Below are 15,020 nucleotides of genomic sequence, written 5' to 3'. Positions count from 1 at the left end.
ATGCGACGACTCGAGAACCCTGATCGCGACTACGACTGGGGCTCGCCGGAGGCGATCCCTCGTTTCCTCGGTCGGCCGCCGGCCGGGGGCCCGGTGGCCGAGATCTGGATGGGCACCCATCCGCTCAACCCCTCGCGCGTGCAGGGCGCGAAGGGTCCGGTCTCGTTGCGCGAGGTCGCCGGCGAGCTGCCCTTCATGCTGAAGATCCTCGCCGCGGACCGGCCGCTCTCCATCCAGGTCCACCCCAACGCCGTGATGGCCCAGGAGGGCTACCGGGCCGAGGAGGCGGCCGGCGTCCCGCTCGACGCGCCCCACCGCGTCTACAAGGACCCCCACCCCAAGCCGGAGATGGTCTACGCGCTGACGGCGTTCGACACGCTCGTCGGCTTCCGGCCCACGGCCGAGATCCTGCGCGTCCTGGCCGCCATCGACGTCCCGCGGGTCCAGGACCTCGTCGAGAGCCTGCGTCGTCAGCCCGGGTTCCTCGGCATCGTGCGCGTCGTGGAGGACCTGCTGACCGATCCGCCGTCGCCCGAGGAGGTCGCCGAGGTCGTGACGGCGTGCCGCGACGCGGAGCAGCGCGGCATCGACATCAAGCGTGCCTACGCCACGGCGGTCCTGGTCGGCGAGCACCACCCGGGCGACGTCGGTGTCGTGATGTCGCTGCTGCTCAACCGGCTCACCCTCCAGCCCGGCGAGGCGGCCTACCTCGGTGCGGGCATTATCCACGCCCACCTCAGCGGGCTGTGCGTGGAGGTCATGGTGTCCTCCGACAACGTGCTGCGCGGCGGACTCACCGGCAAGCACCTCGACCCGCAGGGCCTGGTGCGGTGCCTCGACCGCGGCATGTCGCGCCTGGCGCGCGTCGAGGCCGACCAGTTCGGCTTCTCCACCGACGTCTACAGCCCCGGCCTGCGTGAGTTCGCGCTGTCGATCACGCAGTGCTCGTCGGCCGAGCCCGACGGTGCACGCCTGCCCGACGACGGTCGGCGGATCGTGGTCTGCCTCGGGGGCGACGTGGAGGTCGTCAACGAGATCGGGGAGCGGGAGAAGCTCGCCCGCGGCGAGGCCCTCTTCGCCGACGAGTCCGACGGCGTGCTGCACGCGGTGGGCACGGGCGAGGTGGCGCAGGCCTACACGCCGGCTCCCGACCTCCCGCCCGCCGAGCTGACCGACCTCGTCTGAGTCTTCGCTCGCTGCTGCGTTGCTGTGGGTGGGTCGTCGTCGTCCTGCTGCTGCGTTGCTCCGGCTGGGTCGTGCCTTGCGGCTGCGTTGCTGTGGGTGCGAGTGGACCTGCGCTCCGAAAGGGCCTCGACCGGCGGATGGGTTGGGGCTCGGGTGGGCTTTCGGAGCGTGGCTGGGGGTGACGCAGGATTCTGCGTTCGTGCGTGAGGGGGCGAAGGATGCTGCGTTCGCTACGGGATCCGGTGCGGAACGCAGCATCGTTCGGGGTTCTGCGCACGAAGGCAGAATCCTGCGTCCGCCGGGGCGCCGGTGCGCGGCGGATGGGCAGAGATTCTTCCTTTGCGTGGCACGGTCCACGCGAAGGAAGAATCGTGCGTGGATCCCGCGCAGATGGAGAATCGTGGCCGCGCCCCGCAGACCCACCCGAGGCGAGACCCACCGCTCCGGTCGAGGCCCTTTCGGAGGCCGACCCAACTCGCAGCCACAGCGACGCGGCAGCGCGCGAAAGCCCACCCACAGCGACGCACCCGCAGGACGAAGGCCAGCCGCCGCAGTCGCGGCCGACCACTCACCCGCCGCCACACGGATGCAGAGGAAGTCAGACCAGGTCGTCGCGTCCGGCTGCCGGCAGCGCGGCCGGGACCTCCTTGACGCGCTGGGCGTGCTCGAGCGTGGTCACGAGCAGTGCGTCGTCGGTCTGCACCACCACGGCGCCGGGGATGCCGACGACCGCGACCGTGACGCCCGGCCGGGCGCGCACCAGCCCGTCGGAGTCGATCCAGACGGTGTGGTCGTCGCGCGAGGTGCCGTCGCTCGAGGGCGCCTGGTCGTGCCCGAGGTCGTGGAGCGCGGCGAAGTCGCCGATGTCGTCCCAGCCGAACCGTCCGGGGACGGTCGCGATGCCGCCGGTGAGGGAGACCGGCTCGGCGACTGCGTGGTCGATCGCGATCTTGGTGAGGGTCGGCCAGACCTCCTCGAGCACGGTCTGACGGTCGGGGCCGGCCCACGCCGCGGCGATGCGCCGCAGACCGTCGTGCAGGGTGGGCTGGAGGCGAGCCAGGTGGTCCAGGAGCACGTCGGCGCGGGTGACGAACATGCCCGCGTTCCAGCTGAAGGTCCCGGCGCGCAGGTAGGCCTTGGCCGTCTCCTCGTCCGGCTTCTCGACGAAGCGCACGACGGTCCGTGCGGTCGGGGCGCCCTCGACGCTCAGGGGCGCTCCGGACTCCACGTAGCCGAACGCCGTGGACGGTGACCGCGGGGCGATGCCGATGGTGGTGACGTGACCGTCGCGAGCGGTGCGCACCGCCTGGACGACGGCGTCGGCGAAGCGGTCGGCCCCGGAGACCACGTGGTCGGCGGCGAAGGACGCGACCACGGCGTCGGGGTGGTCCTGGTGGACGACGGCCGTGGCCAGGCCGATGGCCGGCATCGAGTCACGCGGGGACGGCTCCACGAAGATGCTCGTCAGCGCGGGCAGCTGCTCGCGGACCGCGTCGGCGTGACGGGGCCCGGTGACCACGTGCACGCGCTCCGGCGGCACGAGCTGCGTCACGCGGTCCCACGTCTGCTGCAGCAGCGTGCGGCCGGAGCCCGTGAGGTCGAGCAGGAACTTGGGCCGGCCGGCGCGCGAGAGGGGCCACAGCCGGGTGCCGGCGCCCCCGGCGGGGATGATGACGTGCAGGTCGGCCAGGTCGGCCGGTCCCAGAGGATCGGGGCTCATGCGGTTCGGGTCTCCTGCCGTGGCGGTGGACTCAGCCCGGCGACGGGACGTCGTCGACCGGTGGGACGTCGACGACCGGCGTCGGCTCGCCGACGTCGACCTTCTTGCCCTCGAGCGACAACGTGGCACGCAGGGCGTTGTGGTCCGTCAGCACCGGTGACGCGTAGCTGCTGCCCGACATCCGCACGAGCTGCTTCCAGGCGAGCACCTGGAACTCCTCGGAGGCGAAGATGTGGTCGACGTGGGCGCCGGAGCGCAGAGGACGCGTGGAGAACGTGTGGCCCGTGTTGAACTCGCGGTTCTCGACCTTCTTCGCGACGTCGACGGTGTCGCGCTGTCCGATGCCTCGCATGATGGAGCCGGGGGAGTCGGCGCCGCGGTGGCGACCGGAGTTGAAGTCTCCGGCGTAGACGATCGGCAGGCCGCCGTCGTTGATGGACCGCATGCGCGAGACCAGCGTGTTCATCTCGCTGCGCCGCTTGCCGTCGTTGCCGTGACCGTTCTCCAGGTGCACGTCGACGACGAAGAACTGGCGGCCGGTCTCCTTGACCGTGAACCGGGCCCACGTGGCGTGTCGACCGTGGCCGACGGGGAAGAAGCCGCCGCTCTCCTGGGTGAACAGGGCCGGTCGGTAGAAGATGTAGCGCGCCTTCGCGCCGCCCGTCGCACGCTGGAAGCCACGCTCGCCGCCGGTGAAGATCGCGTTGGTGGTGCCGCCGACCCGCTTGCCGCCCGCTTCCTGCAGGACGAACAGGTCGAGCTTCTCGGCGTTGAGGAAGGCCGCCATCTGCCGGGCCCGTCCGGCGTAGCCCTTGCACTTCTCCGAGCACACGTTCCAGGTGCCGACGTTGAACCGCACGTCCTCGGGGAGCGTCTCGGTGGCGACCGCAGCCCCGAACTCGCCGACCACGTCGCCGTTGACCGGCCGCGCGCGGAACCAGTACGGGCGACCCGGCTCGAGGGCGTCCGTGACCAGCTCGGGCTCGCTGCCCACGGTGCGCACGGACTGGACCAGCTCACCGAAGTCCTTGTCGGTGGCGACCTCCACGTCGTACTGCCGGGCGTTGACGACCGGCTTCCACTCCAGCCGGGCGCCCGTGGTGCCGGTCTTGTCGACCGCCACCTTCGTCATCTCGCCGGGGGGCAGCACGAAGCGACCGGTGCGCGACCGCACGATCTCGCCGTCCTTGACCGCGTCGACGCGGAAGAAGCGGTCGCCGCCGGGCGTGGTGGGCTGCAGGTCCTCGACCAGCACCTGCTTCTTGGTGGAGGTGACCTTGAGGGCGTCCTTCGTCAGGGCGCGGTCGCTGCCGACGTGGACGACGTACTCGTCGACCTCGTCGGTGGACGCCCACGTGAGCTCGACGCTCGTGGGCGACAGGGTCTCCGCCGCGAGGCGGGTCGGCGGTGCGGTGTCGTCGAGCAGCGTGCGCGACGACCACAACCCACCGGCCAGCACCGCGAGGCCCGCGACCAGGGCCACGAGCAGCCCGACGCGACCGAGGCGGGGCCGACGCCGTCCGCTGCGTCCGCCGCGCGCACCGGGACGTCGCCGGGCGCCGCCGCGCGAGGGCGGGCCCGCAGGACGCGTCGCGACACGACGGCCTGCAGGGATGCGGCGACGGGTGACCAACGGAGAGGCTCCAGCACGAGGATGGCGGCGGACTGACGGACTGCGCGAATTCTAACCGGCTCGGCCGCCTGGGGTGGGCCGGTCCGCAGGTTCGTGCTCAGGAACGCTCGCCGGGCCACCCTCTGCGCCGCTGCCCGGCGGCCGACCTCAGGGCTTCTGGGTCTGCCCGGGGATGCCGAGGTAGGCCGTCAGCGGGTTGTGGTCGCTCGCGAACGGCGTGCGGTACCGGTTCGCCGACGCGAGGTCCACGACCACCTTCCAGGTGCGCGACGTGACGTCCGGGGTCGTGTAGATCGCGTCGACGTGGTCGCCGTTCTTGATCGGCACGACCTGGCCCTGGTTGGAGGAGTTGAACAGGACGTTGTAGGCGTGGCCGTCGGCCCGGTCGCCGTTGTCGGCGGCGCGGGCCCGGTCGAAGGAGTCGACGTGGTCGGCGGCGAGGAACGCCTTGCGCACGCCGTCGTAGCCGCCGGCGTACTTCGCGTTGTTCTTGTTGGAGTTCACGTCGCCGGCGTAGACGACGGGCAGGTCGCGGGTGTTGAGCGCCCCGACCAGCGACAGCATCCTGCGCGTCTGGGCGTACCGGCGGTCGTCGTTCGTCTTGCCCTTGTACGGCTCGAGGTGGGGGTCGACGACGATGAACGGGGTGCCGGAGCTCTTCTCGACGAGCTCGGCCCACACGGCGTAGCGCCTGCGGTCCGCGTCGAGGGTCAGCGTGCCCGAGCGGTTGAGGTTGTAGACCGACGTCTTGTAGAACAGCGACTTGGCCGAGATGTAGGCCGCGCGGCGGAACCCGGGGAGCACCGACCCGAAGTTGGTGTCCTTGTCGCCGGACTCCTGCGTCGAGATGACCGAGGCGCCGGTGCCGAGCACGGCGGCCGCCGCACGCGACTTGCGGCTCTTCCAGCTGCCGATCCCGCTCGAGGAGCGGCACTTGTCCTGGCCGCAGAGGTTGTAGGTGACCACGCGGACGTCGACGTCGGAGGTCGGCAGGATCCGGGTGGTGACGCCCCGGACGGCGCCCTTGACCGGTGCGTTGTCGCCACGGGTCCGCGCGTAGTAGCGGACGCCGGGGGCCAGGCCCGTGAACGTGGTCCGGGTGCCGGCGACCTGCTGCGTGCGGACGCCCGAGCTGAAGTCCTTCTTCGTCGACACGTCCACGACGTAGGTCTCGGCGTTGGTGGCGGCCTTCCAGATCAGCGTGAGGCTGGTGGGGGTGGAGGACTCGAAGGTGATCCAGGCGACGTCGCCGACGGGCAGGTCGAAGCGGGCGCGGGCGCTGTCGGCGCGGGCGTCGCCGCGGTAGGCGCGGACCATGTAGACGTAGTCGGTCCCGAGGTTGGGGGACAGCCCGGTGAGCGTCGCGGTGGTCCCGGTGGTGCGAGGCGTCACCTGCTCGCACGCCGTGGCCTTGACGAAGGTCATGACGCACACGTCGTAGGAGGTGGCGTTCTTGGCCGCCTTCCACGTGATGGTGGCCGAGGAGCTCTTGACCGTGTGCTTGAGGCCGGTGGGCGCCTCCGGCTTGAGGGTCAGCTCGATCGGGGTGCGCGGCGAGGCTGCGGACGCCTTGCCGACGTAGGCGCGCACGTGCACGTGGTAGTCGGTCCCGTCGACGGGGGTGAGCTTCGTGAAGGTGTGCGAGGTCTTCGTGGTGAAGAAGCCCTCGGTGCACGACGTCTGGGCGAGGCTGCGGACGAGGCAGACGGCGTAGCGGTCCGCGTCGGGGATCGCCGTCCACGAGACGGCGGCGGTGTCGGTCCCGGTGGAGACCGACACCTTCGGCGCGGCCGGACGCAGGTCGATCGCGACGCGGGGGCTGGCGGCGGAAGCGCTGCCGTCGTAGGCGCGCACGTGCACGAGGTAGTCGGTCCCGGCGACGGGGGTGAGCTTCGTGAAGGTGTGCGAGGTCTTCGTGGTGAAGAAGCCCTCGGTGCACGAGCTGTCGCCGACGTTGCGGACGAGGCAGACGGCGTAGCGGTCGGCACCCTTCACGGCCGGCCAGCTGACCGTGGCAGCGTCCTGCGTGGTGCTCACGGTGGGACGGGGGGCCGGGACGGCCGCCGCTGCCGGGGTCGTCATGGCACCGGTGAGCAGGGCGATGACGGTGGCGACGACGAGAGCAGGTGCTCCGAAGGCGTGACGCAGGGAAGGCATGCAGTCCTCTTCTGGTGAGGGAAGCCGACGCCCGAGTGCGCCGTACCAGATCAGGGCACTGTAGTGGAAGAACGACACGGGTGGGAAGAAAGTGGCCAATGGGACTGGTGGGATGAGCCGATGGTCGGGAGGGCCGGGCGGGCTCGACCGCGCCGGTGGAGCCCTACGCTGGAGCGATGGACGTCGTCGCCGAGGTCACCCGGTCCGGGCTCGTGGAGAGCCGCCACCGCGGAGCAGCCGTGCGGGTCGGTCCCGACGGCGAGACGGTGTGGTCGCTGGGTGATCCCGGCGTCGTGGTGTTCCCGCGGTCGACGAACAAGCCCTTCCAGGCGACCGGCCTCGTGGAGGCGGGCCTGGACCTCGAGCCCCGCCTGCTGGCGCTCGCGGCCGCGAGCCACTCGGCGGAGCCGTTCCACCTCGAGGGGGTGCGCGAGATCCTCGCGCTGGGCGGCCTCGACGAGTCGGCCCTGCAGACGCCGGCGTCCTACCCGCTGGACCCGCACGAGCACGCAGCCGTCCTGCGTGCCGGCGAGGGACGTCTGCCGATCCGGATGGACTGCTCGGGCAAGCACGCCGCCATGCTGCTCACCTGCGTGGTCCGGGGGTGGTCGACCGAGGACTACCTGGATCCGGACCACCCGGTCCAGCGCGCCGTCACCGAGACCTTCACCGCCCTGGTGGGCCCGCCCGACACGGTCGGGGTCGACGGGTGCGGAGCCCCGCTGCTCGCGACGTCGCTCGAGCGTCTCGCCCGCGGCATCGGTCGGCTCGTCCAGGCGGAGACCGGGACGGCGGCACGACGGGTGGCCGAGGCGATGGTGGCCCACCCCGAGCAGGTCAGCGGGACCCGCCGACCCGACCTGGCGCTGGCCCGCGCCGTGCCGGGATCGCTGGTGAAGTCGGGTGCCGAGAGCGTGGTCGTGGCCGGCCTGGCGGACGGCTCCGCCCTCGCGGTCAAGATCGAGGACGGTGGCGAGCGTCCCCTGTTCGTGGTGCTGCACCGAGCGCTCGAGCTGGCCGGCGTCGAGGCCGACCTGCTGCGCGAACGTCCGGTGGTGCTCGGTGGCGGGCGTGCCGTCGGAGAGGTGCGGCCGGTCCTCTGACCGGTTGTGAGACGGGTCGCATGCAGATCTGCTTGCACTTGCTTGCAAATGCAAGCACACTGGAGACATGGCCAAGCTGGACGTAGGAGGAGCCGTCGAGAACCTCGGCGACTACTTGCGCGAGCAGCGACGCCAGGCGCAGATGTCCCTGCGACAGCTGGCTGAGAAGTCCGAGGTCTCCAACCCGTACCTCAGCCAGATCGAGCGGGGCGTGCGTCGTCCCTCGGCAGAGGTCCTGCAGCAGATCGCGAAGGCGCTGCGCATCTCGGCCGAGTCGCTCTACGTCCGTGCCGGTCTCATCGACATCGACGAGTCCGGCGCGCGGATGGTCGAGGACGCCATCGCCCTCGACGCCCGACTGACCGAGCGGCAGAAGACGGCACTGCTGGACATCTACCGCTCGTTCGTCGGCACCGACGTCGCACCGGACGAGGCACTTGCCGAAACGGTCACCCAGGCCAATCCCGACACCTCTCCCGAGGAGACACCCACATGAGCATCACCGATCAGATCAACGCCCAGATCAAGACCCTGGTCGATGAGGTCAAGAACCTCACCGACACCCTCAAGAAGGTCGAGATCGACGACCTCCGCTCGCAGGCCACCGGCCTCGTCGGCTCCGCCCAGGCCCAGGCGCAGTCCAGCTACGCCGAGCTGCTCCAGAAGGGTGAGGAGTTCGTCGCCCAGGCGCGCGCCCTCAAGCTCGACGACGTGCAGAAGCGCGGCGAGAAGCTGCTCGACGCCCTGCGCAAGGACGCCAAGAAGAACATCAAGGAGGCCCGCAAGGCTGCCGAGGACGTGGCCGACGACGTGCAGAAGCGCGCCGAGGACATCGTCGCCGAGGCCCAGGCCACCGTGTCGAAGGTGACGAAGAAGGCCCCCGCCTCGAAGTCGTCCGCGAAGAAGGCCCCGGCCAAGACGTCGGCCGCCGCCCGCTCGGCCGCCTCCTCGACGACCGCCGCCGCCAAGAAGGCCCCGGCCAAGACCGCCTCCGCCGCGAGCACCACCAAGAAGACCGCGGCGAAGAAGGCTCCGGCCACCACGTCGGCCGCCAAGAAGACGACGGCCAAGAAGAGCACCGCCAAGAAGGCCCCGGCCAAGAAGACGTCGTCCACCGGGACCGCGAAGAAGACGACGGCCAAGAAGGCTCCGGCCACGACGACGTCGTCCTCCGCGACCGCGAAGAAGACGACGGCCAAGAAGTCGCCCGCGAAGAAGACCTCCTCGAGCAGCAGCTCGACGGGCAGCACCACCAGCCAGTCCTGAGCCACGGCTCACCACACGAGCGGCGGGTCCCCGACGAGGGGGCCCGCCGCTTCGTGCGTCCGGTAGGGTCCAGGCGTGTTCGAGGTCGAGTCGGGTCTGATGCTGGTGCTGTCGCTCGCCCTGTTCGCGGTCAAGGCGTTCGCGCTCGTGGACTGCCTCACCCGCGCGCCCGCCCGGTTCGCCGTGGCCGACACGCTCCCGAAGAGCTCGTGGCTCGTGATCCTGGGCCTCACGCTCGCGGCGCACCTGGTGCTCTGGAGCCCGCTGTCGCTGCTCAACCTCGTCGGCACCGTGGCCGCGCTGGTCTACCTCGCGCAGCTGCGCGGCAGCCGCGTCTGACCCGTCCGCGATTAGCGCCTCGGCGCCAGCGTCGCTATGGTCGAAAGGTTGTCCCGTGCACCCATGGGTGCGCAGGACCTGACTGACGATGTCGAACGACTGTGCCGATGACGACTGAGCCGAAGGAAGAGGTGGTGCCCTCGTGAGTACCCTCACTGACCGAGAACATGCATCTGCAGGACGCTGGAGGCGACGGATCGACCCCGTCGTGTTCGGGTTCACCGGCGTGGTGGCGATCGGGTTCGTCGTCTGGGGCCTGGTGAGCACGTCCGGCCTCAAGGCGGCCTCGGACACGTCGCGCTCGTGGGTCATCACGAACACCGGCTGGTTCTTCGTGCTCGTCGCGTCGTTCTTCGTGATCTACGTCCTGTGGCTCGCGGCCTCCAAGTACGGCCGGATCCCGCTCGGTCGCGACGACGAGGGTCCGGAGTTCCGGACCGTCTCCTGGATCGCGATGATGTTCAGCGCCGGCATGGGCATCGGCCTCATGTTCTGGGGCGTGGCCGAGCCGCTGTCGCACTTCGCGTCGCCGCCGCCCGGCACGGGCGAGGCGCAGAGCGACGAGGCCGTCCAGAGCGCCATGGCCTCCACGATGTTCCACTGGGGCCTGCACCCCTGGGCCATCTACGCGGTCGTCGGCATCGCGATCGCCTACGGCACCTTCCGCAAGGGACGCAAGCAGCTGATCTCGTCGGCCTTCGTCCCGCTCTTCGGCCGACGCGCCGAAGGACCGGCCGGCAAGGTGATCGACATCCTGGCGATCTTCGCCACCCTCTTCGGATCCGCCGCCTCGCTGGGCCTCGGCGCCCTGCAGATCGGCGCCGGACTGCAGTTCAACGGGTGGATCGACGAGCCGAGCAAGATCGTGCTCGTCACCGTCATCACCGTGCTGACGATCCTGTTCATCCTCTCGGCCGTCTCCGGCATCGAGCGGGGCATCCAGTGGCTTTCCAACACCAACATGGTGCTGGCGCTCGTGCTGGCCGTGTTCGTGTTCGTGGCCGGGCCGACGCTGTTCATCCTGAACCTCGTGCCGACCGCGCTCGGCGACTACGCCTCGCAGATGACCGAGATGGCCTCGCGCACCGCGGCCAGCGGCGACGACGCCATGGAGGCCTGGCTCTCCGGCTGGACGATCTTCTACTGGGCCTGGTGGGTCTCGTGGACCCCCTTCGTCGGCATGTTCATCGCCCGCATCAGCCGCGGTCGCACGATCCGTGAGTTCGTCACGGGCGTCCTGCTCGTGCCCACGCTGGTCAGCCTCGTGTGGTTCGCGATCTTCGGTGGCGCCGGCATCTTCGAGCAGCGCGACGGCGCGGGCATCGTCGGTGCAGACGGCGCCGTCCAGTCCGACTTCGCCCTGTTCCAGCTGCTGGAGCAGTACCCGGCGGCGAGCATCACCTCGGTGCTGGTCATGGTGCTCGTCGGCATCTTCTTCGTGTCCGGTGCCGATGCGGCGTCGATCGTCATGGGGACGCTGAGCGAGCGCGGCTCCACCGAGCCGAGCAAGCCGTCGGTCATCTTCTGGGGCGCCCTCACCGGCGCCGTCGCGGCGATCATGCTCGTGATCGGGGGCTCCGACGCCCTGACCGGTCTGCAGAACATCACGATCGTCGCGTCCGTGCCGTTCGTGTTCGTCATGGTGGGCCTGTGTCTCGCGCTGTACAAGGACCTCCAGACGGACCCGGTCATCGTGCGCCACCGACTCGGTCTCGAGGCCGTCGAGGAGGCCGTGGCCGTGGGCGTCGAGGAGCACGACGGCGACTTCTCGCTCGTCGTGGAGCCCTCGGAGAGTGGCGACAGCGTGACGGTCAGCCGGCAGGAGCGCCCGGACGACCCCAGCTGACCCGACGAGGACGTCCGCCCCGGTCCGCACGGACCGGGGCGGACCTGCGTCGGGGCGCGGCTAGATCGTGAACCCGGCGAACAGCACCGAGGCCAGCGCCAGTGCGAGCCCGATGTTGACGACCGTCGCGGCGGCGAAGACACCGATCGGACGCCAGCCCGCCTCCTTCAGCGAGGACACCTTGAACTCCAGGCCGATCGAGACGAACGCCAGGATGAGCGCGTAGTCGCGCAGGCCCTTCACGACGGTGTCGAACGCCTCGGCCCGCGCGGCCGACGCCTGCTCCAGGTAGAGCGTCGCGATCACGGACGCGGCGATGAAGCCGAGCACGAACTTCGGGAACCGGTGCCACAGCTCGATGGCGCGGGGGCGCTCACCCTGGGGGTCGCGCTCGACCTTGAACGCGAACCAGGCCGTCAGGCCCACCGCGACGAAGCCGATGAGCGCGTTCTGCGTCAGCTTGACCACCGAGGCGATCTGGAGAGGCTCCTCGCCGGCGATCGCGCCGGCAGCGGTGACGGCCGCCGTCGTGTCGATGTTGCCACCGAGCCAGGCGCCGGTGACGGCGGGCGAGAGGCCGAGGAGGTCGGCGAGCCACGGCAGCACGAAGATCGAGGGCAGTGCGAACAGGATGACGAGGCTGGCCGTGTAGGCCAGCTGCTCCTTGCGGGCCCGCACCGCGCCGGCGGCCGCGATGGCCGCGCTCACCCCGCAGATGGCGACGGCCGACGCGAGGAGGGCACGCAGGCGATCGTCCAGCCCGAGGCGTCCGGCGAACCACCAGGTGAAGGCGAAGACGCCCGTGATGAGCAGCAGGCCCTGGAGGATCGCTGGTCCTGCGGCCCGCGCGATGACCGAGAGCACCACCGTGGCCCCGAGCACGACCAGGCCGGTCTTGATGAAGAACTCCGTGCGGAAGCCGCCCGCGAGGCGGTCGCGCACCCCGAGCGAGGACAGCAGGGCGTTGACGAGCAGGCCCAGCGCGATCGCGTAGACGGGATACTCGATGGCGTCGCCGACGTCGGCGAGCGCGGTGTCGGCGAGCCACGTGGGCACGTTCTCGGTCAGGAGGCGGGCGGCCGCGCCCGTGGCGACGACCACGGCCAGACCCACCAGCACGGCGGGGGAGTGCAGTCGGTCGCCGTACTCCACGACCGACCGGTCGTCGGCGGAGGCGTCGGCGCTCACAGCGGCAACCAGCCCTCGGTGACGACGCCGGCGGCGGTCAGCACGACCAGCGTCAGGCCGACGATCGTCGCGAGCCAGTCCTCGGAGAGGTGGAAGCGGCGCGCGTCATCGACGGCGGGATCGCGGTCGGGGCGGGGCGGGGCAGGGTGGTCCTGGCGGTCGGTCATGCCGACAGCCTCCGTCTCGTCGGCGCCCGGACGCGTCCGGTTCCGGATGGCGGGACCGGACCTTCGGCTGCCGGTCCTCTGCTAGGGACTCAGGTGCCGAACGTCGGGGGTGCCTGGTCGAGCCGGCCAGGGTGCAGCCAGCGCGTGATGATGACGCGGAGCATGCTGAGGGCGTCGTCGGAGCGCTCCTCGCCCTCGTCCTGGACCTCGGCGTGGGTGCGCAGGAGGGCGGCGAGCCACAGGCCCGCCTGGCCGGGGTCCAGCTCGCGGTCGGCGGTCCCGTCGCGCATGGCCCCCACCAGCAGCTCGGTCAGCTCGGCCTGCACGGCGTCGTCGACGTCGGCGCGCGCGTCGGCGATCACGTCGACCCGGTCGAGGAGGGCGTCCCAAGCGCTCATGGGGGCAGCGTAGTCGGCGCCCCGGCGAGCCTCGGAAGGCGTGGCGTCTAGAACATCTGTTCGAACTCGCCTACGATGCTCGGGTGTGGTTCCAGGGTTCGCTGCTCGACGTCGGCGACGAGGCCGTCGTCGGTCCGCTGGGCGCCTCGGTGCAGCGCAGGGAGCTTGCCCACGGCGCATGGGTCGACGTCCGCCCGGGCTGGGTGCAGGGCGCCGACCCGTTGTTCCTGAGCCTGCAGACCGAGGTCCGGTGGCGGGCCGAGAGGCGGGAGATGTACGACGACACGGTCGACGTCCCGCGGCTGCTGGCGCACTACGGATCGGGTGCCGTGCTGCCGCACCCGGCGCTCGACGACGCGCGCGACGCGCTGAACCGGCACTACGGCGCCGAGCTGGGCGAGGACTTCGTGACGGCTGGGCTCTGCTACTACCGCGACGGTCGCGACAGCGTCGCCTGGCACGGCGACCGGATCGGCCGTGGGCGCAGCGAGGACACGATGGTGGCGATCCTGTCGCTCGGCGCTCCGCGTCGGCTCAGCCTGCGCCCGACGGACCACGGCCCGGGCGACACCATCGGCTTCGTCGTGGGCCACGGCGACCTGCTCGTCATGGGCGGCTCGTGCCAGCGCACCTGGGAGCACGCCGTGCTCAAGACCGCCAGGCCGGTGGGCCCGCGGATCAGCGTGCAGTTCCGCCCCCGCGGCGTGCTCTGACGCGGGCGCCGTCGGCGGGCCCCGGATGGGACTGCATCGGTCGGGGGCCCTCGGAGGTAGGTGGCGCGCGCTATTCGCACGGCGAAGGTAGGTGGCGCGCGGATGCAGACCTCCATACCGCGGGCCACCCACCTCTGACGCTCCGATTCCGCGGGCCACCTACCTCGGACCCGGCTGGGGCAGTGGGAGGTAGGTGACGCACGTGAAGCACGTCGTTTCAGGTACGAGACCTACCGCCGACACGCTCGATCAGTGCGTCACCTACCTCTGACGCCCCGGGTCGGTGCGTCACCTACCTCCGACGCCCCAGGACCAGCCCGCAGCATCGGAACTCGGCCGAGCGTGAGCCCGTCCGCCGGTCGAGGCCTTTTCGGAGGCCGAGCCGAGACCCAGCCGAAGGGAGCGCAGCCGCAGGCCGAGACCCAGCCCACGAGGCGCAGCCGCAGGCCGAGACCCAGCCCACGAGGCGCAGCCGCAGGCCGAGACGCAGCCGCAGGACGAAAGGCGTCGCGCACGACGAAGCCCCGGGACCAGCAGGTCCCGGGGCTCGCGGTCGAACGGGGTCAGCGCGCGCGGCGCTGCAGACGCTCGAGGTCGAGGATGACCACGGAGCGGGGCTCCAGGCGCAGCCAGCCGCGCGAGGCGAAGTCGGCGAGGGCCTTGTTGACCGTCTCGCGCGAGGCGCCGACGAGCTGGGCCAGCTCCTCCTGCGTGAGGTCGTGGTTGACGTGCACGCCGTCCTCGGCCTTGCGCCCGAAGCGGCTCGCGAGGTCGAGCAGGGCCTTGGCGACACGACCCGGGACGTCGGAGAACACCAGGTCGCCGACGACCTCGTTGGTGCGACGCAGGCGCCCGGCGAGCTGGTTGAGCAGCGCCATCGCGACCTCGGCGTGGCTCGACAGGACCGGGGTGAGCGCCTCGTGGCTGAGGCTCTGGACCGTCACGTCGGTGACGGAGGTGGCCGTGGCCGAACGCGGTCCGGGGTCGAAGAACGACAGCTCGCCGAACATCTGTCCGGGCCCGAGGATCGCGAGCAGGTTCTCCCGTCCGTCGGGCGACGTGCGCCCGAGCTTGATCTTGCCGTCGGTGACGACGTACAGCTGGTTGCCGTCGTCACCCTCGTTGAAGAGGACCTCGCCACGCTTCAGGCTGAGCGGGGTCATCGAGGCCTCGAGGGCTCCTGCGGCATCGTCGTCGAGACCGGAGAAGAGCGGCGCTTGGCGCAGCACGTCGTCGTTCACAGGCATCCTTATCGGCTGTTGAGTCGGTCACAGTCTGTCCTACCAGGCGCCCGATTGCCACACG

General features: G+C 71.0%; 14 protein-coding genes. 7 read left to right on the top strand and 7 right to left on the bottom strand.

Annotated elements, in window-relative coordinates:
* A complete protein-coding gene (gene manA, locus NBW76_RS16645) occupies positions 1-1,185 on the top strand; it encodes a mannose-6-phosphate isomerase, class I (protein ID WP_055970045.1) in 1,185 nt (394 codons plus the stop codon).
* 598 nt (positions 1,186-1,783) lie between these two features.
* Here manA and NBW76_RS16640 read toward each other — a convergent pair.
* The 3 genes from NBW76_RS16640 to NBW76_RS16630 all read right to left on the bottom strand — a co-directional run bounded on the left by NBW76_RS16640 (position 1,784) and on the right by NBW76_RS16630 (position 6,695).
* Entirely contained in the window at positions 1,784-2,905 is a 1,122-nt protein-coding gene (locus NBW76_RS16640; protein ID WP_056552869.1) for a mannose-1-phosphate guanylyltransferase, read from the bottom strand.
* Positions 2,906-2,936: 31 nt separating this feature from the next.
* Positions 2,937-4,388, bottom strand: a complete 1,452-nt coding sequence (locus tag NBW76_RS16635; RefSeq protein ID WP_250246805.1) for an endonuclease/exonuclease/phosphatase family protein — start codon at positions 4,386-4,388, stop codon at positions 2,937-2,939.
* A 297-nt stretch (positions 4,389-4,685) separates the two neighbouring features.
* Positions 4,686-6,695, bottom strand: coding sequence for a hypothetical protein (locus tag NBW76_RS16630; RefSeq protein WP_250246804.1), 2,010 nt, complete (start codon positions 6,693-6,695; stop codon positions 4,686-4,688).
* Between the two features lie 176 nt (positions 6,696-6,871).
* Between NBW76_RS16630 and NBW76_RS16625 the strand changes: the two genes are divergently transcribed.
* The 5 genes from NBW76_RS16625 to NBW76_RS16605 all read left to right on the top strand — a co-directional run bounded on the left by NBW76_RS16625 (position 6,872) and on the right by NBW76_RS16605 (position 11,249).
* Entirely contained in the window at positions 6,872-7,798 is a 927-nt protein-coding gene (locus tag NBW76_RS16625) for an asparaginase (RefSeq protein WP_056552861.1), read from the top strand.
* Positions 7,799-7,865: 67 nt separating this feature from the next.
* Positions 7,866-8,294 (top strand): helix-turn-helix domain-containing protein, encoded by a 429-nt coding sequence (locus NBW76_RS16620; RefSeq protein WP_055970030.1) that lies wholly within the window; start codon positions 7,866-7,868, stop codon positions 8,292-8,294.
* Complete coding sequence (locus NBW76_RS16615; RefSeq protein WP_082480119.1) at positions 8,291-9,064, top strand: hypothetical protein; 774 nt, start codon at positions 8,291-8,293, stop codon at positions 9,062-9,064. The genes NBW76_RS16620 and NBW76_RS16615 overlap by 4 nt, the downstream gene beginning before the upstream one ends.
* 75 nt (positions 9,065-9,139) lie before the next feature.
* Positions 9,140-9,403, top strand: a complete 264-nt coding sequence (locus tag NBW76_RS16610; protein ID WP_055970024.1) for a DUF2516 family protein — start codon at positions 9,140-9,142, stop codon at positions 9,401-9,403.
* 208 nt (positions 9,404-9,611) lie between these two features.
* A complete protein-coding gene (locus tag NBW76_RS16605; RefSeq protein ID WP_056552858.1) occupies positions 9,612-11,249 on the top strand; it encodes a BCCT family transporter in 1,638 nt (545 codons plus the stop codon).
* A gap of 60 nt (positions 11,250-11,309) precedes the next feature.
* Here NBW76_RS16605 and NBW76_RS16600 read toward each other — a convergent pair whose 3' ends face one another.
* The 3 genes from NBW76_RS16600 to NBW76_RS16590 all read right to left on the bottom strand — a co-directional run bounded on the left by NBW76_RS16600 (position 11,310) and on the right by NBW76_RS16590 (position 13,002).
* Positions 11,310-12,437 carry a YeiH family protein gene (locus tag NBW76_RS16600; protein WP_056552855.1) on the bottom strand — a complete coding sequence of 376 codons (1,128 nt, stop codon included), beginning with the start codon at positions 12,435-12,437 and terminating at the stop codon, positions 11,310-11,312.
* Positions 12,434-12,604 carry a hypothetical protein gene (locus tag NBW76_RS16595; RefSeq protein WP_164468775.1) on the bottom strand — a complete coding sequence of 57 codons (171 nt, stop codon included), beginning with the start codon at positions 12,602-12,604 and terminating at the stop codon, positions 12,434-12,436. Before NBW76_RS16595 ends, NBW76_RS16600 begins: the two co-directional genes overlap by 4 nt.
* Before the next feature lie 89 nt (positions 12,605-12,693).
* Positions 12,694-13,002 (bottom strand): hypothetical protein, encoded by a 309-nt coding sequence (locus NBW76_RS16590; protein WP_056552850.1) that lies wholly within the window; start codon positions 13,000-13,002, stop codon positions 12,694-12,696.
* Positions 13,003-13,085: 83 nt separating this feature from the next.
* Between NBW76_RS16590 and NBW76_RS16585 the strand changes: the two genes are divergently transcribed.
* Complete coding sequence (locus NBW76_RS16585; RefSeq protein WP_055970012.1) at positions 13,086-13,715, top strand: alpha-ketoglutarate-dependent dioxygenase AlkB; 630 nt, start codon at positions 13,086-13,088, stop codon at positions 13,713-13,715.
* A 563-nt stretch (positions 13,716-14,278) separates the two neighbouring features.
* On the opposite strand, the gene NBW76_RS16580 is transcribed toward NBW76_RS16585, so the two are convergent.
* Positions 14,279-14,962 (bottom strand): Crp/Fnr family transcriptional regulator, encoded by a 684-nt coding sequence (locus NBW76_RS16580; protein ID WP_200914344.1) that lies wholly within the window; start codon positions 14,960-14,962, stop codon positions 14,279-14,281.
* Between the last annotated feature and the right edge of the window lie 58 nt (positions 14,963-15,020).

This window comes from Aeromicrobium sp. Leaf245 (assembly GCF_942548115.1).
Lineage (GTDB): Bacteria > Actinomycetota > Actinomycetes > Propionibacteriales > Nocardioidaceae > Aeromicrobium.
Note: the sequence above shows the minus strand (reverse complement) of the source record. Positions and strands in the feature narration are given on the sequence as shown.

Bases quoted from the DNA above. Each gene is read 5' to 3' on its own strand.
- NBW76_RS16620 (WP_055970030.1), top strand. From the start codon at position 7,866: ATGGCCAAGCTGGACGTAGGAGGAGCCGTCGAGAACCTCGGCGACTAC.
- NBW76_RS16630 (WP_250246804.1), bottom strand. From the start codon at position 6,695: ATGCCTTCCCTGCGTCACGCCTTCGGAGCACCTGCTCTCGTCGTCGCC.
- NBW76_RS16595 (WP_164468775.1), bottom strand. From the start codon at position 12,604: ATGACCGACCGCCAGGACCACCCTGCCCCGCCCCGCCCCGACCGCGAT.
- NBW76_RS16640 (WP_056552869.1), bottom strand. From the start codon at position 2,905: ATGAGCCCCGATCCTCTGGGACCGGCCGACCTGGCCGACCTGCACGTC.
- NBW76_RS16590 (WP_056552850.1), bottom strand. From the start codon at position 13,002: ATGAGCGCTTGGGACGCCCTCCTCGACCGGGTCGACGTGATCGCCGAC.
- NBW76_RS16615 (WP_082480119.1), top strand. From the start codon at position 8,291: ATGAGCATCACCGATCAGATCAACGCCCAGATCAAGACCCTGGTCGAT.
- NBW76_RS16580 (WP_200914344.1), bottom strand. From the start codon at position 14,962: ATGCCTGTGAACGACGACGTGCTGCGCCAAGCGCCGCTCTTCTCCGGT.
- manA (WP_055970045.1), top strand. From the start codon at position 1: ATGCGACGACTCGAGAACCCTGATCGCGACTACGACTGGGGCTCGCCG.
- NBW76_RS16625 (WP_056552861.1), top strand. From the start codon at position 6,872: ATGGACGTCGTCGCCGAGGTCACCCGGTCCGGGCTCGTGGAGAGCCGC.